Source organism: Klebsiella sp. CN_Kp088, assembly GCF_040064335.1.
GTDB lineage: Bacteria > Pseudomonadota > Gammaproteobacteria > Enterobacterales > Enterobacteriaceae > Klebsiella > Klebsiella aerogenes.
This window is the reverse complement of record NZ_JBEAIQ010000021.1, coordinates 43,183-63,547: the sequence shown is the minus strand read 5'-3', so window position 1 is coordinate 63,547 and position 20,365 is coordinate 43,183. Positions and strand designations below refer to the sequence as shown.

Genomic DNA, 20,365 nt, shown 5'->3' with positions numbered 1-20,365 from the left:
GCCTACAACGTGATGATTATTGACCCAGCAGGCCGACCGCGTAGCCGGCGATACCGATGACGAAGAAGCCAACGATGATCCACAGCGGGTTGACTTTCTTACGCAGCAGCCACATACAGGCGAAGGTCAGCAGCAGCGGCACCAGTCCCGGCATCAGCTGGTCAAGGATGGTCTGCACGGTGGTCACGCGAGTCTGGCCATCCTGACCGGTGATCGTGGAAACCACCAGCGGGATATTAACGTGCGTCCATTTGTTAACCAGGGCCCCCATGACAAACAGGCCGAGGATTGACGCCCCCTCGGTCAGTTTCTGCAGGAAGCCGCCGCCCATATCCTTAACGATGTCCACGCCTTTACGATAGCCGTATGCTACGCCGTAGTAGCGGGTCAGCAGACGCACGGCATTGAACAGGATGAAGAACAGTAGCGGACCAAGCAGGCTACCGCTCATCGCGATACCGGCGCCGAGCGCGGCGAATACCGGACGCACGGTACCCCAGAAGATCGGGTCGCCGACGCCTGCCAGCGGCCCCATCAAACCGACTTTGATACCGTTGATTGCGCCATCGTCGATTTCCGCGCCGTTAGCACGCTGCTCTTCCATCGCCAGCGTTACGCCGAGTACCGGCGCCGCGACGTACGGATGGGTGTTGAAGAACTCAAGGTGACGCTTAATAGCCTGCTTACGCGCATCGTTGTTCTCCGGGTACAGGCGACGGATTGCCGGAACCATAGAGAAGCAGAAGCCCAGCGCCTGCATACGTTCGAAGTTCCATGAACCCTGGAACAGGTTAGAACGAATGAACACGCCACGAATATCACTCTGAGTGAGTTTTTTCTCGGTGGTATTTTTAGTCATATCAACCATTTCGCTCACCTGTTAGTCCAGTTCATTATCGAGATCGTTGTTACCAGCCGCCTGAACCGGGGCACCCGCTACGCGGTTATATTTCGGGCTCAGCTGAATGTAGAGAATGGCCATAACGGCACCAATCACACCCAGCGCAACCAGGTTGAAATTGGTGAAGGCCGCGGTGACGAAACCGAGATAGAAGAACGGCATCAGATAGCCCGCGCGCATCATGTTGATGACCATCGCGTAACCGACGACGACGATCATGCCGCCCGCGATATTCAGACCGCCAGTCACGACTTCCGGAATGGCATTCAGCAGACCCTGAACTTCGCTGGTACCGACAGAGATGGCTACGATAACCGCCGGGATGGCGATACGCATTGCCTGCAGGAACAGAGAGGAAACGTGCAGCCAGGAGATGGCCGTCAGGTTACCGTTTTCAGCGGCTTTATCCGCCGCGTGCTGGAAGGCAACGGTGATGGTACGAACGATAATGGTCAGAACCTGGCCTGCCGCCGCCAGCGGGATAGCCAGAGCGATACCGGCGCCAATGCTTTGGTGACCGGCGATAACCAGTACGGTAGAAATAATGGATGCCAGCGCGGCATCAGGCGCAACTGCCGCACCGATGTTCATCCAGCCCAGAGCGATCATTTCCAGCGTACCGCCGATGATGATACCGGTTTTCATATCACCGAGAACGGCGCCAATTAACGTACAGGCGACCAGAGGACGGTGGAACTGAAATTCATCAAGTACCGACTCCATACCCGCAATACACGCGACGATGAACACCAGCACAATCTGAAGAAGGGTAATCTCCATTGTACTTCTCCTGTTGATTAAGTCTTAAAGTGAAGGTTGGCTCGCGAGCGCCGGGTTAATTACCCACCTTGGCGATCAAATCCATCATTTTCAGTTTCTGGTCGGTGGAAACTTTACGCGCTTCCAGTTCAATACCGCGGGCATTCAACTTTTTGAATGCTTCGATATCTGTCGCATCGACCGAAATCGCGTTATTGACCTGCGTTTTACCCTGACGGAAAGCCATACCGCCGATGTTGACGCTGGTAATTTTTACGCCGCCTTCAACAATACGTTCAACGTCCGTTGGGTTAGTGAACAGCAGCATGACACGCTCGCCGGCGTATTTCGGGTTGTTGTAGACGCGAATCATCTTCGCGACATCAACAACGTGAGCGGTCACGCCCGGAGGAGCCACCTGGGTCAGCAGCGTCTTGCGCACCGTGTCGGCGGCAACTTCATCGCTGACCACGATAATGCGGGTGACGTTGGTTTCTTTGGTCCAGCGGGTCGCAACCTGGCCGTGGATAAGACGGTCATCGATACGCGCCAGGCCAATCACCATGTAATCATTTGGACCCATCGGTTTAGCGGGCGTTGCCGCTTTCGGCGCGGCAGCCTGAACCGGCGCCGCTTTTTCAACCGGTTTGGCTTTCAGCGCTTTCACGCCTTCGCTACCGGTTTCCACCGCCAGCGCCACCAGCTCATCAAACGACGGATCGTCATCGCGAGCCATGAAGGTTTCAACCAGCATCGGGACGTTGACGCCAGCGATCACTTCATAGTTTTCTTTATCAACAACAATGCGGCTTGCCGCGTTAAATGGACTACCGCCCCACGTATCAACGAGGAACAGCACGCCTTTTGTGGTATCCAGTTTTGCCAGCTGTGCATTGTACTTTTCGATCAGCGTTTCGGCATTTTCGCCAGGAACGAAATCGATCCAGCCAACGTTTTCCTGCTCGCCCAACAGCATTTCTGCGGTTTTCAGCAGTTGTTCTGCAGCCCAACCATGTGTGCCTATTACAATAGCAATCGTCACTTGCTACCTCCGTTATTATGGTGAATGCATCATCTGGTCTGATACATCCTGAATCACTCTTGTGGAAAAATCGATTCAGTAAGGGTGTAAGATCTAAATTAATTACTACCGGGAATTATTTTAGATAGTGAAAAAATAATTAATGTGATGGAGCTCCGTAAATTACGCTTCAATAATCAATAATTTCGCAGCGCAAAAAATAGCCTTAGCTATTGCAAAGACAGGTAAATTTTTGCCAATTCTGCGCTATATTTTGCTATGTTTAGCTTCCGTTTAATTACTCAGGAGTATAGGGCATAGCCCGCCGTATGGACCGTCATCGACGTCTTTTCACCCTCAGGCACTCGTCTGCCGCCTCAACCACACAGGCTTTTTTACCAGCAACCATTGTTTCGCCGGTGCATGACATCGCGATGACTACCGCTGTCGTTAACGGGAGCCGCTCATGGAATTCTTAATGGATCCCACCATCTGGGCTGGCCTGCTGACGCTGGTAGTCCTCGAAATTGTTCTGGGTATCGATAACCTGGTCTTTATCGCCATCCTTGCCGATAAACTGCCGCCAAAACAGCGTGATAAGGCACGTATAATCGGCCTGTCGCTGGCGCTGATTATGCGCCTGGGGCTGCTCTCGGTTATCTCGTGGATGGTCACGTTGACCAAGCCTTTGATAAGCATAGGCGATTTTTCGTTCTCCGGGCGCGATCTGATCATGCTGGTCGGCGGTATCTTCCTGCTATTCAAGGCGACGACAGAGCTTCATGAACGACTGGAAAACCGCCAGCATGATGCCGGTCACGGCAAAGGCTATGCCAGCTTCTGGGTCGTCGTGCTACAAATTGTGGTGCTGGATGCCGTCTTCTCGCTTGATGCGGTGATTACCGCCGTTGGCATGGTAAACCATTTGCCGGTGATGATGGCTGCGGTCGTGATCGCGATGATCCTGATGCTGCTGGCCTCGAAGCCGTTAACCCGCTTCGTGAACCAACATCCGACGGTTGTCGTGCTGTGTCTGAGCTTCCTGCTGATGATTGGTCTGAGTCTGGTGGCAGAAGGCTTTGGCTTCCATATTCCGAAGGGCTACCTGTACGCGGCGATTGGCTTCTCGATTACCATTGAGTTCTTTAACCAGGTGGCGCGGCGTAATTTTATCCGCCACCAGTCGACGTTGCCGCTGCGCGCGCGTACCGCTGATGCGATTCTGCGCTTGATGGGCGGTCGCAAACAGGCGACCGTGGCGCACGATAGCGATAGCCCGGCGGCAGTGCCGGTGCCGGAAGGGGCGTTTGCTGAAGAAGAACGCTATATGATTAACGGCGTGCTGACCCTGGCGCAGCGCTCATTGCGCAGTATCATGACTCCTCGAGGCGAAATTAGCTGGGTGGATGCTGAGCAGAGCGAAGACGAAATTCGTCGCCAGCTGCTTTCTTCCCCGCACAGCATGTTCCCGGTGTGCCGCGGCGAGCTTGATGAAATCATCGGTATTGTACGCGCCAAAGAGATGCTGGTGGCGCTGGAAGCGGGCGAGAACGTTGCCGCAATGGCTTCCGCTTCTCCGGCGATTGTGGTGCCGGAAACGCTGGACCCGATCAACCTGCTGGGCGTGCTGCGCCGGGCGCGCGGTAGCTTTGTCATCGTCACCAACGAATTTGGCGTGGTGCAGGGGCTGGTGACGCCGCTGGATGTCCTGGAAGCGATTGCCGGTGAGTTCCCGGATGCGGATGAAACGCCGGAAATTGTACTGGATGGCGAGGGGTGGTTAATCAAAGGCTCAACCGACCTCCACGCGCTGCAGCAGGCGCTGGGGCTGGACGACCTGGTCAACGAAGACGATGATATCGCGACCGTTGCCGGGCTGGTTATCTCCGCGAACGGTCATATCCCGCGGATAGGCGATGTTGTCGAACTGCCGCCGCTGCAGTTCACCATCGTTGAAGCCAATGATTATCGCGTCGATCTGGTACGGGTCATTAAAACCGTCCACGATAACGACGAAGAAGAGTAATGCCGAACCCGCCGGGCTAAACTTGCCCGGCGGGTTGTTTTTTACCCCCAGTCGCCGCCAGACGGTGCTTCTCTTCCGCCAGCCAGCGCGGAAAATCCTCCACCGGCAACGGGCGGGCATAATAATATCCCTGTAGTAAATCCACGCCGTGGCTACGCATGTAAATCTTCTGTTCCTGAGTTTCGACGCCTTCGGCAATGGTGACGATTTTGAGCCGGTGCGCCAGGGCGATAATCATATCGGTCACCGTCGCGTTGACCCCATCAATGCCAATGGCGCCGGTATAAGATTTATCAATTTTCAGTACATCCGGGCGAAGTTTTTCCAGCCAGGATAGCGAACTGTTACCGGTGCCAAAGTCATCAATGGCCAGCTGGACGCCTTTAAAATGCAGGTGCTCCGCCATGTGATGATCGCCTTCACACAGGACATCGCGTTCGGTCAGCTCGACCACCAGCTGCTGTACCGGATTAGCGCTGAACCAATAGGTGTGCAGATCGCGCAGCAGCTCGCCGTTGCTGAAATGACGCGCCGCCACGTTAATACCAATATGAAAATTGGCATCCTGCGGGAAATAATGCAGCCGGCGGGCGGTTTCAGCGATGACGTAGCGGGTCAGGGGGACTATCAGGTTGTAGCCTTCAGCAATCGGGATAAATACATCCGGCGAGATATTTCCGCGGCGCGGATTGTTCCAGCGCAGCAAAATTTCTACGCCACAACACTCCTGAGTACGTAAATCCTGCAGCGGCTGGCACCATACCTCGAACTCGTGGGCGGCGATACCCAGGGTTATTTCGCGCGAGAAAGTCATTCGTCCTGCGGTCGTCAACCAGGCGATACCGGTCATCAACAGGCTGAACATCAGCGCCAGCGGTAATTCGGCGGGCAGCTCTTCTAAGGCTACCGCGGAGGCTCCCGGGCCGCTGATGTTGATGGTAAAGGGAAACTGGCTGGAGCTTTGCCGGTAAATTATCGGCAGACCCGGCAACCGATCGCTTGCAACGACGCCAACATCGCTGAGAAAACTCTTGTTGCCTACCGTGAGGCTGATGTCGCTTATCAACGATGATTTTTCTTTTAGAATCAATTCGCCAAGCAGCTCAATATTGATAATTAACAACGCGCCGTCGGCACCGCTTACGGAGGAGGGATACCACTGAATCAGTACCGGTGTGCCTTTGAGCAGCGAGTTATCTGTTGAAAAGGCCAGCAGCGGGTTGACTGCCGGCAACGTTGGCTGCAGCTGATGAATGGCCACATGGCGTGGGCCAAAAATACTGGAGCAGTAGGCCATCCCGGCTTGAACAAGGATGATTGAGCGTACGGTCTGTAGAGTGGCTGCGGTTTTACGCAACTCAAGATGCACATCCTGACAGGGTTTGCCCACCATACTCAGCAGGGTAGCGTGTTTTGCCGCCAGCGGTTGCAGGATATTGTCCATCGCGATCACCATATTGCGGGTCACCGTCTGGATGCGCTGTTGATTTTGGCTACGCTGTGAAATAAATCGGATTGTCAGGGTGACGGCAAGCGTCAGAAATGCAACGGCCAGGCACACAAGAATGCGCTTGCGGCGATATGTCGAAATGACCTTCTGTGCATTTTGCATGCGCGGCGCCCTGTCGGCTAAATAGAGGAATAAGAGTAACAGCCGGCTTAAAGCAAGTGTAGTGGGTAAGATAAGTTGGTGGGAGAAAAAGAAAAATGCGCCCGGAAAGGGCGCATTTCACAGACGTGGTTTAGTCACACTGGACTTTGATCGCCAGGCCGCCGCGAGAAGTTTCGCGATATTTGGCGTTCATGTCTTTACCCGTTTCGTACATGGTCTCGATAACTTTATCGAGAGAGACGCGCGGTTCGCTGGTGCGGCGCATCGCCATACGCGCGGCGTTAATCGCCTTCACGGAGGCGATAGCGTTTCGCTCGATGCACGGCACCTGAACCTGGCCGGCGACCGGGTCGCAGGTCAGGCCGAGGTTATGTTCCATGCCGATTTCCGCCGCCACGCAAACCTGCTCCGGGCTGGCGCCAAGCAGTTCAGCCAGGCCCGCCGCTGCCATTGAACAGGCGACGCCGACTTCGCCCTGACAGCCGACTTCCGCGCCGGAAATGGACGCGTTCATCTTGTACAGCGCGCCAATCGCGCCGGACGCCATAAAGTAGCGAATATAGATATCCGGGCTGACGGACTCGATAAAGTGATCGTAGTAGGCGAGAACTGCCGGAACGATACCACAGGCGCCGTTGGTCGGCGCGGTAACAACGCGGCCGCCGGCGGCGTTCTCTTCGTTGACCGCCAGCGCGAACATGTTCACCCAGTCGACAACATTCATCGGGTCGTTAGACAGCTTATCGCTGGCGACAAGCAGACGACGCAGCGCCGAAGCGCGACGCGGCACGCGCAGCGGCCCCGGCAGCACACCTTCGGTGTTCATGCCGCGATCGATACAGGCGCGCATGGTTTGCCAGACGTTTTCAAAATAGGCCTCGATCTCTTGCTTGCTGTGCAGCGCCAGTTCGTTTTGCATCACCATGCCGGAGAGCGACAGACCGGTTTCTTTGCAGTAGCCCAGCATTTCCTGTGCCGATTTAAACGGATACGGAACCTGCAGTTCGCTCGCGTCTTCTTTGCCGAAATGCTCTTCGTCGACGATAAAACCGCCGCCGATTGAATAGTAAGTCTTGCTGTAGATTTCTTTCTCGCCGGCCCACGCATGGATAGTCATGCCGTTTTCGTGCAGCGGCAGGTTGTCGCTACGAAAACGCATGCCGTCATCCGCCGGGAAGTCGACTTCGTGTTGCCCGTTTGCCAGCAGCAGACGGCCGCGGGTTTCTACGTCGCGGATAAATGCCGGGATCGCGTCAATATCGACCGTCGCAGGCAGATTGCCCGCCAGTCCCATGATAATGGCGATGTCCGTGTGGTGGCCTTTGCCGGTTAATGAAAGCGACCCATAGACGTCAACGGCGACGCGCGTCACTTCATTAAGCAATCCCTTTTCGACCAGGTCATCGACGAACTGTTTACCGGCCTTCATCGGCCCTACAGTATGGGAAGATGAGGGACCAATCCCCACCTTGAACATGTCGAATATACTAATCACGATAACACTCCTGACAGGGTTACCGCGGTTGCGGTAACGATGTAATAACTGCGCATAGTGTAAGAGGGAACCGGGTTGTCAGCTTAACTATTCACATGAATTAAACTAATGGATAACCTTGGTTTTACTAATAGTGAGAGCGGCTTCTCATTACTTATTATAGCTAAGGGCGAGTGCCGATTTGCAGCGCCAGCTCGCGAATAATGCCGGCGGTCATTCCCCAGACAAAATAATGTTGGTACCACGATAGCCAGACGCGATGTGAATTACCGCGCCGATGGATGTCCAGCGGGTGGTAACGACCCAGGCGCAACGCCTCTTCCAGCGGCATTTCAAACACCGCAGACACCTCGTCCTGACTGGCATGATAGTGCAGGTCCGGGGGGATTATGCCAACAACCGGCGTCACCTGAAAGCCGGTGACGCTGTCGACAGGCGGCAGCACGCCGATCACTTCAACTGCTTCCGGCGGGATCGCCACTTCTTCCTGCGCCTCGCGCAGCGCGGCGGCAATCAATGTAGCGTCGGTGTTATCTACTGCGCCGCCGGGGAAGGCGACCTGGCCCGCGTGCTTGCGCAGCAGCGGCGAACGCTGGGTCAGCAACAGTCCCGGCTGCGGCCGACGGACAATCGGCACCAGTACCGCCGCCTGGCGCTGGTTTAGCGACTGTGGCGAGGGCTGCGGGCGCAGCAGTTGAAAACGGGATAGAAAGTCGTCCAGATTGAGGGCGTTAGCCGCCATGTTCTAGCTCTCCAGTTGATGCAGGATACGGTTAACTTTATCAAAAGTTTCCTGATATTCCGCGGCTTCTTCGCTGTCCGCCACGATACCGCCGCCCGCTGAGCAGTACAGTTGGCCCTGCCAGGCGGTGATCGTACGAATAGTAATGCTGGTATCCATATTGCCGCACAGGCTGAGATAACCAATGCTGCCGCACCATGCGTTGCGTCGCTGCGGTTCCAGTTCATCGATAATCTCCATGGCGCGAACTTTCGGCGCTCCGGTAATGGAGCCGCCAGGGAAGGCCGCGCGCAGCAGATCGCTGGCATCAAGCGTAGCAGGCAATCGTGCGGTGATGGTGCTCACCAGGTGATGTACCGCCGGGAACGGTTCGACCACAAACAGTTCCGGTACGCGAACGCTGCCCGGCACGGCGACGCGGCCGATATCATTGCGCATCAGATCGACAATCATTAAATTTTCGGCGCGGTCTTTCGGCGAGTGGGCAAGCGTTGCCGCCTGGCGTGCGTCTTCCTGCGGAGAATCGAGTCGCGGCAGCGTGCCTTTGATGGGGCGCGTCTGGATGTCACCCTGGTGCAGTTGAATAAAACGCTCCGGAGACAGGCTTAAAATCGCCCCTTCCGGCAGGCGAATGAAGGCGCTGAACGGCGCGCGGTTGGCGGCATTAAGCTTACGAAATGCCTGCCATTCATCGCCGCGGTAGCGGGCCTTAAAACGCTGCGCCAGGTTGACCTGATAACAGTCGCCGCTGCGCAGGTACGCCTGTACCTGGCGGAATTTTTCGCCGTACTGCTGGCGGCTCATATTCGATTGCCAGCAGGAGGTCAGGGAGAAAGGTTCAGCCGGCTGGCATGTTTGCGATTCCAGCCACTGCAGGCGCCGTTGCGGATCGTCATAGCTCAGCAGCGACACCTGCTGGCGTTGATGATCGACGATCAGCGCCCAGTCATAAATGCCTACCGCCATCTCCGGCAGGGCAATATCAGCCTGCGCTTGCGTCGGAAGACGTTCAAAGCGGCGGCCAAGATCGTAGCCGAATAGCCCCAGCGCGCCGCCGAGAAACGGCAGGTTATCATCGGCCTGCGGCGTTAACTGACAGCGATCCAACTGCTGTTGCAGTAGCTGCAGCGGATCGTCCTGCGAGACAAATTTGCCTTCACCGTCGTTGACCCAGGTTTGCTCGCCGCGGGTAACCAACGTCGCGCGCGGTTCGGCGACGATAATATCGAAACGGCTATACGGATGGTCGGCGAAGCCGGAGTGCAGCAGCATTGCCCACGGCGTGGCGCTTAACGGCGCGAAATAGCGTTCGGCGGCATCCGGGCGCCAGGGCAGGGTGATAATAGCGGGGGACAACATTAACCTCGATCCTAATGTGCCGCCCACTGGCGAAATGGCGGACGGCGTGAAATAATTACGCCCCACAATGTAGCAGGAGTGAGTGATGTTTGCAGGTTTACCTTCGCTGAGCCATGAGCAACAGCAAAAAGCGGTCGAACGTATTCAGGAATTGATGGCGCAGGGAATGAGCAGCGGCCAGGCAATCGCCCTGGTGGCCGATGAACTGCGCGCCACGCACACCGGCGACCGGATCGTAGCGCGCTTCGAAGATGACGACGAAGACGAGTAATTACGCCGCGGCGATGATTTTAATCTCAACTTTATACTGCGGCTTCATCAGGGTCGCCTGTACGGTGCAGCGCACCGGCGCGTGACCGGCGACTACCCAGGCGTCCCAGGCTTTATTCATCGCCGCAAAATCATCTTTATTGGCGAGGAAAATGGTGGCATCAAGAATACGTGACTTATTGCTGCCCTGTTTTTCCAGCACCGCGTCAATTTGCGCCAGGGTGTTGACGGTCTGCTCAAACGCGTCGGCGTCGAGGTTTTCCGGCACCCCGGTGTAGTAGATGGTCTGGTTGTGAATCACCACATCAGACCAGCGGGCTTCGGCATCAATACGCGTAATTGTCATTTATCTTTCCTCTTTGTTCTATCCATTTGGCTGCGGCAAGACTGCCACAATGTTCCGCCCGCGTCACTACCCGGGCTGGCGAAACGCCGTCCTCCCTGACATAATCACTGTCCAAATAACCAGGGGGCAACGTGATCGACGATTTTGCAGCAGACGGCCAGCTGGCCATGGCGATACCGGGATTTAAGCCGCGCGAACCGCAGCGCCAGATGGCGATAGCGGTGAGTGAAGCCATTGACGCCTCCCGGCCGCTGGTGGTGGAAGCAGGGACTGGCACCGGTAAAACCTACGCCTATCTGGCGCCCGCGCTGCGCGCGAAGAAAAAGGTGATCATCTCCACGGGTTCGAAAGCGCTGCAGGATCAGCTCTACAGCCGCGACCTACCGACCGTCGCTAAAGCACTTAAATTCACCGGCAAACTGGCGCTGTTAAAGGGGCGCTCAAACTACCTGTGCCTTGAACGCCTTGAACAGCAGGCGCTGGCGGGCGGCGATCTGCCGGTACAAACGTTAAGTGACGTAATTCTTCTGCGCTCCTGGTCTAATCAGACGCAGGATGGCGATATCAGCACCTGCGCCAGCGTCGCCGAAGATTCTCAGGCCTGGCCGCTGGTCACCAGCACCAACGATAACTGTCTCGGCAGCGACTGCCCGTTATATAAAGATTGCTTTGTGGTGAAAGCGCGTAAGAAGGCGATGGATGCTGACGTGGTGGTGGTCAACCATCACCTGTTCCTGGCCGATATGGTGGTGAAAGAGAGCGGCTTTGCCGAACTGATCCCCGAAGCGGAAGTGATGATCTTCGATGAAGCCCATCAGCTGCCGGATATCGCCAGCCAGTATTTTGGCCAGTCGCTCTCCAGCCGCCAGCTACTGGATTTGGCCAAAGACATCACCATTGCCTACCGTACCGAACTGAAAGATACCCAACAGCTGCAAAAATGCGCCGATCGTCTGGCGCAAAGCGCGCAGGATTTCCGTCTGCAGTTGGGCGATCCGGGCTATCGCGGCAACCTGCGCGAACTGCTGGCGGATAGCCACATTCAGCGCGCGCTGCTGCTGCTCGATGACGCGCTTGAACTGTGTTATGACGTCGCCAAACTCTCGCTTGGCCGCTCGGCGCTGCTCGACGCCGCCTTTGAGCGCGCGACGCTCTACCGTGGCCGCCTGAAGCGGCTTAAAGAGATTAATCAGCCGGGCTATAGCTACTGGTATGAATGCACCTCGCGGCATTTTACCCTCGCCCTGACGCCGTTGACCGTCGCGGAGAAGTTTAAAGAGGTGATGGCGCAAAAGTCAGGAAGCTGGATCTTTACCTCGGCGACGCTGTCGGTTAATGACGATCTCCACCACTTTACCGCCCGCCTCGGCATCGATGACGCGCAGACGCTGTTGCTGCCAAGCCCGTTTGATTATCAACATCAGGCGCTGCTCTGCGTACCGCGCAATTTACCGCTGCCAAACCAGCCCGGCGCGGCGCGCCATCTGGCGGCAATGCTGAAACCGCTGATCGAAGCTAACGACGGCCGCTGCTTTATGCTGTGTACTTCGCACGCCATGATGCGCGACCTGGCGGAGCAGTTCCGCGCTACCATGACGCTGCCGGTACTGCTGCAAGGGGAGACCAGTAAAGGTCAACTGCTGCAGCAGTTTGTTAGTGCCGGCAATGCCCTATTAGTGGCGACCAGTAGCTTCTGGGAAGGGGTCGACGTGCGCGGCGACGCGCTGTCGCTGGTGATTATCGATAAGCTGCCCTTTACCTCACCGGACGATCCGCTGCTCAAAGCGCGAATGGAAGACTGTCGACTGCGCGGCGGCGACCCGTTCGATGAAGTGCAGTTGCCGGATGCCGTCATTACCCTCAAACAGGGCGTCGGGCGCCTGATCCGCGATATTGACGATCGCGGCGTTCTGGTTATCTGTGACAACCGGCTGGTGATGCGTCCTTACGGCGCCGTGTTCCTGGCCAGCCTGCCACCCGCGCCGCGTACCCGCGATATCCGCCGGGCAGTGCGCTTTCTCGCTGTACCGCCGGCAAGGTAATCCGTCGCAAAATGTGGTAAGCTGCGCGCCATTTTGTAAATCAGCTATCCCCAATGGATTTCGGGCGGTGCGGCGGCGGTGAGTCCGCCAGTCGATGAATTTACCGCCCTAAAGCCTGGAATATGTAACGAGAGCGTGACCACCCATGCGAATTTTGGCTATCGATACCGCCACGGAGGCGTGCTCCGCGGCGCTGTGGAATGATGGCGCCCAGAGCGCCCATTTTGAAATTTGTCCTCGCGAACACACCCAACGTATCCTGCCTCTGGTGCAGGAGGTCCTCACTGAAAGCGGCACTACGCTGAATGAACTGGACGCGCTGGCCTTTGGCCGCGGTCCGGGCAGCTTTACCGGCGTACGTATTGGTATCGGTATTGCGCAAGGACTGGCGCTGGGCGCTGAGTTGCCAATGATCGGCGTCTCTACGCTGGCGACGATGGCCCAGGGCGCGTGGCGCAAAACCGGCGCTACTCGTGTGCTGGCGGCCATTGACGCGCGTATGGGCGAGGTCTACTGGGCCGAGTATCAGCGCGACGAAGATGGCGTCTGGCACGGTGAAGAAACAGAAGCGGTCCTCAAACCGGCTGCGGTTGCCGACCGCCTGGCGCGGCTTTCCGGCGAATGGGCTACCGTCGGCACCGGCTGGCAGGCGTGGCCGGATCTGGCGAAAGAGAGCGGGCTGACCTTGAGCAGCGGCGAGGTCGAACTGCCGGCGGCAGAAGATATGCTGCCGCTGGCCATTCAGCTGCTGGCGGCGGGAAAAACCGTGGCCGTTGAGCATGCGGAACCCGTTTATTTGCGAAACGAAGTGGCGTGGAAGAAACTTCCTGGCCGCGAGTGAATCTCAGTAGAGAGAAGACTGAGAGAAGGAGTCGCATTATGGCGGGTCAAAAACAGGGCGTTCGTTGGCTGTTAGCCGCGGCGGTTGCCGTTGCGCTAAGCGGCTGCGTATCGGTGCCGGATGCTATTAAAGGCACCAGCCCTACGCCGCAGCAGGATTTAGTGCGGGTGATGAACGCGCCGCAGCTGTATATCGGCCAGGAAGCGCGTTTTGGCGGTAAGGTTGTCAACGTGCAGAACCAGCAGGGGAAAACCCGCTTAGAGATTGCCACCGTACCGCTGGATAGCGGTGCGCGACCGGAACTGGGCGAACCTTCGCGCGGCCGTATCCTCGCCGACGTGAGCGGTTTCCTCGATCCGGTCGATTTCCGTGGCCAGTTGGTCACCGTGGTTGGGCCGATTAGCGGCGTTGTCGACGGTAAAGTTGGCGCAACGCCGTATAAATTCATGTTGATGAACGCCACCGGCTATAAGCGCTGGAACGTGGTGCAGCAGGTGGTGATGCCGCCGCAGCCCATTGACCCGTGGATGCTCGGTCCGCGCCCCTGGGGCTACGGATACGGTGGCTGGGGTTGGTATAATCCGGGCCCGGCTGAGGTCAGAAATGTCGTAACGGAATGATTTTGTTGTTTTTATAATGGAATAGAAACAGCGGCTAGCCCGCTGTTTCGTGTTTTTAAGTCTCATAAGAAAAATAAATAGTGACGCGCTTCGCAACCTGAAAAACGCCTAATTAATAAACTGGTACGCTGAGTTAATATAATGTTAACAAAATGTTTGTTGATCAGGGGCTGTGATGACGACGAATAACTATTTCAGAGGTGAAGCAGTGAAAAAGGTTTGGCTAAACCGTTATCCCGCCGATGTTCCGGCGGAGATAAATCCTGACCGCTATCAATCCCTGGTTGAATTGTTTGAACACGCCACCACCCGTTATGCCGATCAGCCGGCATTTATCAACATGGGCGAGGTGATGACCTACCGTAAGCTGGAAGAGCGCAGCCGCGCTTTCGCCGCTTATCTCCAGCAAGGTTTAGGGCTACAGAAGGGCGATCGCGTCGCGCTGATGATGCCTAACCTGCTGCAATACCCGGTGGCGCTGTTTGGGATCCTGCGTGCCGGAATGATTGCCGTCAACGTCAACCCGCTGTATACCCCGCGCGAACTGGAGCACCAGCTCAATGACAGCGGTGCGGCGGCGATTGTGATCGTTTCCAACTTCGCACATACCCTGGAGAAAGTCGTTGATAAAACCCAGGTAAAACACGTCATCCTGACGCGGATGGGCGACCAGCTCTCCACCGCCAAAGGGACGTTGGTCAACTTTGTGGTGAAGTACATTAAGCGGCTGGTGCCGAAATATCATCTACCGGACGCCATCTCATTTCGTAGCGCCCTGCAGCATGGCTACCGTATGCAGTACGTGAAGCCGGAAATCGTCGCGGACGATCTGGCCTTCCTGCAGTACACCGGCGGTACCACCGGCGTGGCGAAAGGGGCGATGCTGACCCACCGCAATATGCTGGCTAACCTTGAACAGGTGAATGCGACCTACGGTCCGCTACTGCACCGCGGTAAAGAGCTGGTGGTGACCGCGCTGCCGCTCTATCACATCTTCGCTTTGACCATGAACTGCCTGCTGTTTATCGAACTTGGCGGGCAGAACCTGCTGATTACCAATCCGCGTGATATTCCGGGTCTGGTAAAAGAGCTGGCAAAATATCCTTTCACCGCGATGACCGGGGTGAATACCTTGTTTAACGCGCTATTGAACAATAAAGAATTCCAGCAGCTTGATTTCTCTTCGCTGCATCTTTCCGCCGGCGGCGGCATGCCGGTGCAGCAGGTGGTAGCGGAGCGCTGGGTGAAACTGACCGGCCAGTATCTGCTGGAGGGCTACGGCCTGACGGAGTGCTCGCCGCTGGTGAGCGTTAACCCGCATGATATCGACTACCACAGCGGTAGCATCGGCTTGCCGGTGCCATCGACCGAAGCCAAGCTGGTCGATGATGACGATAATGAAGTCGCGCCGGGTGAGCCGGGCGAGCTTTGCATCAAAGGGCCGCAGGTGATGCTGGGCTACTGGCAGCGTCCGGATGCCACCGATGAAATCATTAAAGATGGCTGGCTGCATACCGGCGATATCGCGGTGATGGATGATGAAGGCTTTCTGCGGATCGTCGATCGTAAAAAAGATATGATTCTGGTTTCCGGTTTTAACGTCTATCCGAATGAAATCGAAGATGTTGTGATGCAGCACTCCGGCGTACAGGAAGTGGCAGCCGTCGGCGTACCCTCCGGCAGCAGCGGTGAAGCGGTGAAGATCTTTGTGGTGAAGAAAGATGCCGCGTTAACCGAAGAAGCGCTGATTACTTTCTGTCGTCGCCATTTGACCGGCTACAAAGTGCCGAAGCTGGTGGAGTTTCGTGATGAACTGCCGAAATCCAACGTCGGCAAAATTTTACGACGAGAACTGCGTGACGAAGCCCGTGCTAAAGTAGACAATAAAGGCTAAGCAACGAGTGAGTCGCCCTGCGCCGGCTAAGCCGGCGTCCAGATTACTGACAAAGAAGGAAAAAGCGTGGTTTTTCCTTCTTTGTGGTTATCGGCCGAAAATCAATAAATTGATTTTCCTTGTTATTTGTCTGGTGCAATCTGCAAGCCCAACGATTGCATGAGGTTTGTGATTAATCTCGCGCCGGCTAAGCCGGCGTTTTTTATGGGCGCAAGTTAAGAGAGTATGATTTGAACTATCAGATGATCACCACCGACGATGGCCTGCGCGCTATCTGTGAAGCGGCAAGTTCGGCGCCTGCGGTTGCGCTGGATACCGAGTTTGTTCGCACCCGCACCTACTATCCGCAGCTTGGTTTGCTGCAGCTGTTCGACGGCAAACAGGTTTCTCTGATCGATCCGTTGACCATCAACGACTGGGCGCCGATGCGCGAGCTGCTGCTTAACCAAAATGTCACCAAATATCTGCATGCGGGCAGCGAAGATTTAGAAGTCTTCCTCAACGCGTTCAACCTGATGCCACAGCCGCTGATCGACACCCAGATTCTGGCCGCTTTCTGTGGGCGTCCGATGTCATGGGGCTTTGCTTCAATGGTTGAAGAGTATTCCGGCGTCGCGCTGGACAAAAGCGAATCACGTACCGATTGGCTGGCCCGACCGCTGACCGAGCGTCAGTGCGAATACGCGGCCGCCGATGTCTGGTATCTGTTGCCGATCGCCAGCAAATTAATGGCGGAAACCGACCATGCGGGCTGGCTGCCGGCAGCGTTGAACGAGTGCCACCTGATGCAGCAGCGCCGTCAGGAAGTCCTTGACCCGGCGGAGGCGTGGCGGGAAATCGGCAATGCCTGGCAACTGCGTACACGTCAGCTGGGCTGCCTGCAGTTGCTGGCGGAGTGGCGTCTGCGCAAAGCGCGCGAGCGTAACCTGGCGGTGAACTTTGTGGTACGCGAAGAGCATCTGTGGAGCGTGGCGCGCTATATGCCGACCAGCCTTGGCGAGCTTGATAGTCTGGGTTTATCCGGGAGTGAAATTCGCTTCCACGGCAAAACGTTGATTAGCCTGGTTGAGAAAGCGCAGGCCTTGCCGGAATCGGCGCTGCCTGAGCCATTGCAAAACCTGATCGATATGCCGGGATACCGCAAAGCCTTTAAAGATATTAAAGCGCTGGTACAGGAAGTGAGCGCTGAGAAGGGCGTGAGCGCCGAACTACTGGCGTCTCGCCGCCAGATTAACCAACTGCTGAACTGGCACTGGCAGCTGAAAACCAAAAACGGCGAGCCGGAGCTGGTTTCCGGCTGGCGCGGTGAATTGATGGCCGAGCGTCTGAACGCGCTGCTCAACAACTACCCGCGCTAATCCTGAGCGCCCTTCAGGCCATAAAAAAACCGGCCGCGCGTTGCGTGACCGGTTTTTTTAATACTACGGCGAGATGCCGTTAATGCGACAACAGGGTCAGGGTTTCGACTCTTCAGCTTCTGGCAGGGTCACGTTCAGCTCGAGAATCGAAATATCACCATCGCGCTGTTCCAGCTGTACGCTGACCATCTCTGGGTCTATCTGCACGTATTTACAGATGACCTCCAGGATATCTTTGCGCAGCTGCGGCAGGTAATGCGGTTCCGCGTCGCCGCGGCGGCGCTCCGCGACGATGATTTGCAGGCGTTCTTTCGCAATGTTAGCCGTGTTCTTTTTTCGCGAGAGAAAAAAGTCGAGTAATGCCATAATTTATCCTCCGAACAGGCGTTTGAGGAAACCTTTCTTCTCTTCTTCGATGAAGCGGAAAGGACGTTCTTCTCCGAGCAGACGATCCACAGTATCCGCATAGGCTTTACCCGCATCTGAAACGGTATCCAGAATCACCGGCTCGCCCTGGTTCGATGCGCGCAGTACAGACTGATCTTCCGGAATCACGCCCACCAGGTTGATGCGCAGAATTTCCAGCACGTCTTCCATGCTCAGCATGTCGCCTTTGTTCACGCGGCCTGGATTGTAGCGCGTCAGCAGCAGGTGCTCTTTAATCGGCTCGTCGCCATTTTCCGCGCGACGGGATTTGGAGGCCAGAATGCCAAGAATACGGTCGGAGTCGCGTACGGAGGAGACTTCCGGGTTAGTGGTGATGATGGCTTCGTCAGCGAAGTACAGCGCCATTAGCGCGCCGGTTTCGATGCCTGCCGGGGAGTCGCAGACAATAAAATCGAAGTCCATCTTTTTCAGTTCTTCTAGAACTTTATCTACGCCTTCGCGGGTCAGCGCGTCTTTATCACGGGTCTGAGAAGCCGGAAGGATATAGAGATTTTCAGTACGCTTATCTTTGATTAGCGCCTGATTGAGAGTGGCATCGCCCTGGATAACGTTGACGAAATCATAAACCACCCGACGCTCGCATCCCATAATCAGGTCGAGGTTACGCAGGCCGATATCGAAGTCGATAACGACAGTTTTCTTTCCCTTCTGGGCCAAACCAGTAGCGATGGCCGCGCTGGAGGTGGTCTTACCAACGCCCCCTTTACCCGAAGTCACAACAATAATGCGTGCCATAGAAATTCCTTGTTAAAAAGGGATTAATTGAACGGTTGAATTGTCAAAGCACCGTCGCCTAAACGCAGGCGCGCCGCTTTGCCATAAAATTCAGCTGGGATGTTATCGCTCAGCCAATATTCCCCTGCGATGGACACCAGTTCCGCCGAGAGGTTAGTACAAAATATTTGGGCATCTCTGTCGCCGCTTGCGCCAGCCAGCGCACGTCCCCGCATCATGCCATACACATGGATGTTACCATCAGCGATAAGTTCCGCTCCGGCACTCACATGGTTTGTAACAATTAGATCACAGTGTGGCGCATAAATGCGCTGACCGGAACGTACCGGCAGATCAATCAAACGCGTTTTTGTGATCGGCGTAGCAACTGGTGGCGGTTCAACGGGTTCCGGCGGCGGCGCCTGACGAACGATTTTCTCTTTTCCTTCCGTCAGTAGCGGGATCCCGGCGCGGTCGATTTCCGTTTTCAGGCGGGAAATTTTACAACCGCTCACCCCCATGATGCGTAAACCGGTGGCGACGATAGCTTCATGCATCGGGCGCCAGTCGACGCTCTCTTCAATACTGCTGATGTTGACCACGACCGGTGCATGACGTAAAAAAGCGGGAGCCTGGGCGATTTTGTCTTCTAACGCCTGACGAATAACCTCGGGATTTGCATCGTGCAAATGAACGACAGATAAGGTGAAGCTACTGCCCTTAAGTTCGATTGGCGTATTTGACATCCTGGCCTTACTCAATTTGCTGTTTATCATCCGCCGAAGTGCGGTGATATTCCGAAGACTAAAAGGCATGTTATAGTCACTCATATATTGAGGCAAGTGACCACGGGTCTAATTCCGAGTAAAACTATGTTTTGTGTGATCTATCGAAGTACTAAACGTGAACAAACCTATTTATATGTCGAAAAAAAGGACGATTTCTCGCGCGTCCCGCCGGAACTGATGGCAAGCTTCGGCAGCCCGCAGATGACCATGTTGCTGCCGCTCGACGGGCGCAAGACGCTGGCTAACGCTGACCTCGAAAAAGTAAAACAAGCGCTCGTCGATCAGGGCTATTACCTCCAACTTCCTCCCCCTCCTGAGAATCTACTCAAGAAACACCTCGCGGAACAGGGGAATAAATCCGATTAACCCATTGAGGGAAAATAATGTACCAACATCATAACTGGCAGGGCGAGTTACTGGATTATCCAGTGAGCAAAGTGGTTTGCGTTGGCAGTAATTACGCAAAACATATTAAGGAGATGGGCAGCGCGATGCCGGAAGAGCCGGTGCTGTTTATTAAACCTGAAACGGCGCTATGCGATATCCGCCAGCCGTTGGTACTTCCTGAAGGATTGGGATCGGTGCACCATGAGGTTGAACTGGCGGTGCTGATCGGCAGCACCTTGCGCCAGGCCAGCGAAGACCACGTGCGTAAGGCGATTGCTGGTTATGGCGTGGCGCTGGATCTCACCCTGCGTGATATTCAGGGCAAGATGAAAAAGGCCGGGCAACCGTGGGAGAAAGCCAAGGGGTTCGATAACGCCTGTCCAATCTCCGGTTTTATTCCTGCAGCCGAGTTCAACGGCGATCCGCAAAATATGCCGCTAAGCCTGAAGATTAATGGTGAAGTTCGCCAGCAGGGGACGACTGCGGATATGATTCATAAGATCGTACCGCTAATTGCCTATATGTCGCGCTTCTTTACGCTGAAAGCGGGCGATATCATTCTGACCGGGACCCCGGAGGGGGTCGGGCCGCTCGCCAGCGGCGATGAGCTGGAAGTCGGCTTCAATGGTTTGACGTTATCCACCCGTGTGCTGTAACGTCCGCTTGCCGCCTTTTGGGGCGGCAAAACTTGCATCGGCGTGCCAGACTGGTTATAAGGTGCACCCTGAATTGTAATGACGGAC

At 55.8% G+C, this 20,365-nt stretch carries 20 protein-coding genes; 9 read left to right on the top strand and 11 right to left on the bottom strand.

The features are described 5' to 3' along the window. Positions 1 to 16: 16 nt before the first annotated feature. Genes ABLV08_RS10910 through manX form a run of 3 tightly spaced genes read right to left on the bottom strand, consistent with a single transcriptional unit; the run spans position 17 to position 2,702 of the window. Positions 17 to 868 carry a PTS mannose transporter subunit IID gene (locus ABLV08_RS10910; protein ID WP_015366038.1) on the bottom strand — a complete coding sequence of 284 codons (852 nt, stop codon included), beginning with the start codon at positions 866 to 868 and terminating at the stop codon, positions 17 to 19. A gap of 12 nt (positions 869 to 880) precedes the next feature. Next, a complete protein-coding gene (locus ABLV08_RS10905; RefSeq protein WP_047077062.1) occupies positions 881 to 1,681 on the bottom strand; it encodes a PTS mannose/fructose/sorbose transporter subunit IIC in 801 nt (266 codons plus the stop codon). A 55-nt stretch (positions 1,682 to 1,736) separates the two neighbouring features. Beyond that, positions 1,737 to 2,702, bottom strand: a complete 966-nt coding sequence (manX, locus tag ABLV08_RS10900) for a PTS mannose transporter subunit IIAB (RefSeq protein WP_015366040.1) — start codon at positions 2,700 to 2,702, stop codon at positions 1,737 to 1,739. A 445-nt stretch (positions 2,703 to 3,147) separates the two neighbouring features. Here manX and yoaE point away from each other — a divergent pair, with 445 nt between their 5' ends. Next, positions 3,148 to 4,707, top strand: a complete 1,560-nt coding sequence (yoaE, locus tag ABLV08_RS10895; protein ID WP_015366041.1) for a CNNM family cation transport protein YoaE — start codon at positions 3,148 to 3,150, stop codon at positions 4,705 to 4,707. A 16-nt stretch (positions 4,708 to 4,723) separates the two neighbouring features. Here yoaE and ABLV08_RS10890 read toward each other — a convergent pair whose 3' ends face one another. The 4 genes from ABLV08_RS10890 to pabB form a co-directional block, all read right to left on the bottom strand. Further along, entirely contained in the window at positions 4,724 to 6,319 is a 1,596-nt protein-coding gene (locus ABLV08_RS10890; RefSeq protein WP_047077063.1) for an EAL domain-containing protein, read from the bottom strand. A gap of 130 nt (positions 6,320 to 6,449) precedes the next feature. Further along, entirely contained in the window at positions 6,450 to 7,814 is a 1,365-nt protein-coding gene (gene sdaA / locus ABLV08_RS10885; RefSeq protein ID WP_015705929.1) for an L-serine ammonia-lyase, read from the bottom strand. Positions 7,815 to 7,977: 163 nt separating this feature from the next. Then, positions 7,978 to 8,556 (bottom strand): CoA pyrophosphatase, encoded by a 579-nt coding sequence (locus ABLV08_RS10880; RefSeq protein ID WP_126026601.1) that lies wholly within the window; start codon positions 8,554 to 8,556, stop codon positions 7,978 to 7,980. Positions 8,557 to 8,559: 3 nt separating this feature from the next. Then, positions 8,560 to 9,915 (bottom strand): aminodeoxychorismate synthase component 1, encoded by a 1,356-nt coding sequence (gene pabB, locus ABLV08_RS10875; RefSeq protein WP_126026602.1) that lies wholly within the window; start codon positions 9,913 to 9,915, stop codon positions 8,560 to 8,562. 85 nt (positions 9,916 to 10,000) lie between these two features. Between pabB and ABLV08_RS10870 the strand changes: the two genes are divergently transcribed. After that, the gene (locus ABLV08_RS10870) at positions 10,001 to 10,186 is read left to right on the top strand and encodes a YoaH family protein (protein ID WP_015366046.1); all 186 of its coding nucleotides are present in this window, start codon (positions 10,001 to 10,003) and stop codon (positions 10,184 to 10,186) included. Here the strand turns inward: ABLV08_RS10870 and ABLV08_RS10865 are convergent, their stop codons facing one another. After that, a complete protein-coding gene (locus tag ABLV08_RS10865) occupies positions 10,187 to 10,531 on the bottom strand; it encodes a RidA family protein (RefSeq protein ID WP_348855839.1) in 345 nt (114 codons plus the stop codon). It abuts the gene before it with no gap. A gap of 131 nt (positions 10,532 to 10,662) precedes the next feature. Here ABLV08_RS10865 and ABLV08_RS10860 point away from each other — a divergent pair, with 131 nt between their 5' ends. The 5 genes from ABLV08_RS10860 to rnd all read left to right on the top strand — a co-directional run bounded on the left by ABLV08_RS10860 (position 10,663) and on the right by rnd (position 17,286). Beyond that, positions 10,663 to 12,573: an ATP-dependent DNA helicase gene (locus ABLV08_RS10860; RefSeq protein WP_015705926.1), complete on the top strand. Its 1,911-nt coding sequence runs from the start codon at positions 10,663 to 10,665 to the stop codon at positions 12,571 to 12,573. 145 nt (positions 12,574 to 12,718) lie between these two features. Further along, positions 12,719 to 13,414, top strand: a complete 696-nt coding sequence (gene tsaB / locus ABLV08_RS10855) for a tRNA (adenosine(37)-N6)-threonylcarbamoyltransferase complex dimerization subunit type 1 TsaB (protein ID WP_015705925.1) — start codon at positions 12,719 to 12,721, stop codon at positions 13,412 to 13,414. Positions 13,415 to 13,452: 38 nt separating this feature from the next. Beyond that, complete coding sequence (locus ABLV08_RS10850; RefSeq protein ID WP_015366050.1) at positions 13,453 to 14,034, top strand: Slp family lipoprotein; 582 nt, start codon at positions 13,453 to 13,455, stop codon at positions 14,032 to 14,034. A 208-nt stretch (positions 14,035 to 14,242) separates the two neighbouring features. Beyond that, a complete protein-coding gene (gene fadD / locus ABLV08_RS10845; protein WP_015705923.1) occupies positions 14,243 to 15,928 on the top strand; it encodes a long-chain-fatty-acid--CoA ligase FadD in 1,686 nt (561 codons plus the stop codon). Between the two features lie 242 nt (positions 15,929 to 16,170). Further along, positions 16,171 to 17,286 (top strand): ribonuclease D, encoded by a 1,116-nt coding sequence (gene rnd / locus ABLV08_RS10840; protein WP_162182289.1) that lies wholly within the window; start codon positions 16,171 to 16,173, stop codon positions 17,284 to 17,286. Between the two features lie 96 nt (positions 17,287 to 17,382). On the opposite strand, the gene minE is transcribed toward rnd, so the two are convergent. From minE to minC, 3 genes are read right to left on the bottom strand one after another with little or no spacing between them, the layout of a single operon-like run. Then, complete coding sequence (gene minE, locus ABLV08_RS10835) at positions 17,383 to 17,652, bottom strand: cell division topological specificity factor MinE (protein ID WP_015366053.1); 270 nt, start codon at positions 17,650 to 17,652, stop codon at positions 17,383 to 17,385. A 3-nt stretch (positions 17,653 to 17,655) separates the two neighbouring features. Next, entirely contained in the window at positions 17,656 to 18,468 is an 813-nt protein-coding gene (gene minD / locus ABLV08_RS10830; RefSeq protein ID WP_015366054.1) for a septum site-determining protein MinD, read from the bottom strand. 23 nt (positions 18,469 to 18,491) lie between these two features. Further along, on the bottom strand, positions 18,492 to 19,193 hold the full coding sequence (gene minC, locus ABLV08_RS10825) for a septum site-determining protein MinC (RefSeq protein WP_015366055.1): 702 nt from the start codon (positions 19,191 to 19,193) through the stop codon (positions 18,492 to 18,494). A gap of 126 nt (positions 19,194 to 19,319) precedes the next feature. On the opposite strand from minC, the gene ABLV08_RS10820 reads away from it, so the two are divergent. Further along, positions 19,320 to 19,601, top strand: coding sequence for a YcgL domain-containing protein (locus ABLV08_RS10820; protein WP_032711914.1), 282 nt, complete (start codon positions 19,320 to 19,322; stop codon positions 19,599 to 19,601). Positions 19,602 to 19,618: 17 nt separating this feature from the next. Continuing rightward, positions 19,619 to 20,278, top strand: a complete 660-nt coding sequence (locus ABLV08_RS10815; protein ID WP_032705943.1) for a fumarylacetoacetate hydrolase family protein — start codon at positions 19,619 to 19,621, stop codon at positions 20,276 to 20,278. Positions 20,279 to 20,365 lie beyond the last annotated feature (87 nt).

Coding starts and splice junctions, on each gene's coding strand:
- ABLV08_RS10910 (WP_015366038.1), bottom strand. CDS start 868: ATGGTTGATATGACTAAAAATACCACCGAGAAAAAACTCACTCAGAGT.
- ABLV08_RS10905 (WP_047077062.1), bottom strand. CDS start 1,681: ATGGAGATTACCCTTCTTCAGATTGTGCTGGTGTTCATCGTCGCGTGT.
- yoaE (WP_015366041.1), top strand. CDS start 3,148: ATGGAATTCTTAATGGATCCCACCATCTGGGCTGGCCTGCTGACGCTG.
- ABLV08_RS10890 (WP_047077063.1), bottom strand. CDS start 6,319: ATGCAAAATGCACAGAAGGTCATTTCGACATATCGCCGCAAGCGCATT.
- ABLV08_RS10880 (WP_126026601.1), bottom strand. CDS start 8,556: ATGGCGGCTAACGCCCTCAATCTGGACGACTTTCTATCCCGTTTTCAA.
- pabB (WP_126026602.1), bottom strand. CDS start 9,915: ATGTTGTCCCCCGCTATTATCACCCTGCCCTGGCGCCCGGATGCCGCC.
- ABLV08_RS10870 (WP_015366046.1), top strand. CDS start 10,001: ATGTTTGCAGGTTTACCTTCGCTGAGCCATGAGCAACAGCAAAAAGCG.
- ABLV08_RS10865 (WP_348855839.1), bottom strand. CDS start 10,531: ATGACAATTACGCGTATTGATGCCGAAGCCCGCTGGTCTGATGTGGTG.
- tsaB (WP_015705925.1), top strand. CDS start 12,719: ATGCGAATTTTGGCTATCGATACCGCCACGGAGGCGTGCTCCGCGGCG.
- ABLV08_RS10850 (WP_015366050.1), top strand. CDS start 13,453: ATGGCGGGTCAAAAACAGGGCGTTCGTTGGCTGTTAGCCGCGGCGGTT.
- rnd (WP_162182289.1), top strand. CDS start 16,171: ATGATCACCACCGACGATGGCCTGCGCGCTATCTGTGAAGCGGCAAGT.
- minE (WP_015366053.1), bottom strand. CDS start 17,652: ATGGCATTACTCGACTTTTTTCTCTCGCGAAAAAAGAACACGGCTAAC.
- minD (WP_015366054.1), bottom strand. CDS start 18,468: ATGGCACGCATTATTGTTGTGACTTCGGGTAAAGGGGGCGTTGGTAAG.
- minC (WP_015366055.1), bottom strand. CDS start 19,193: ATGTCAAATACGCCAATCGAACTTAAGGGCAGTAGCTTCACCTTATCT.
- ABLV08_RS10820 (WP_032711914.1), top strand. CDS start 19,320: ATGTTTTGTGTGATCTATCGAAGTACTAAACGTGAACAAACCTATTTA.
- ABLV08_RS10815 (WP_032705943.1), top strand. CDS start 19,619: ATGTACCAACATCATAACTGGCAGGGCGAGTTACTGGATTATCCAGTG.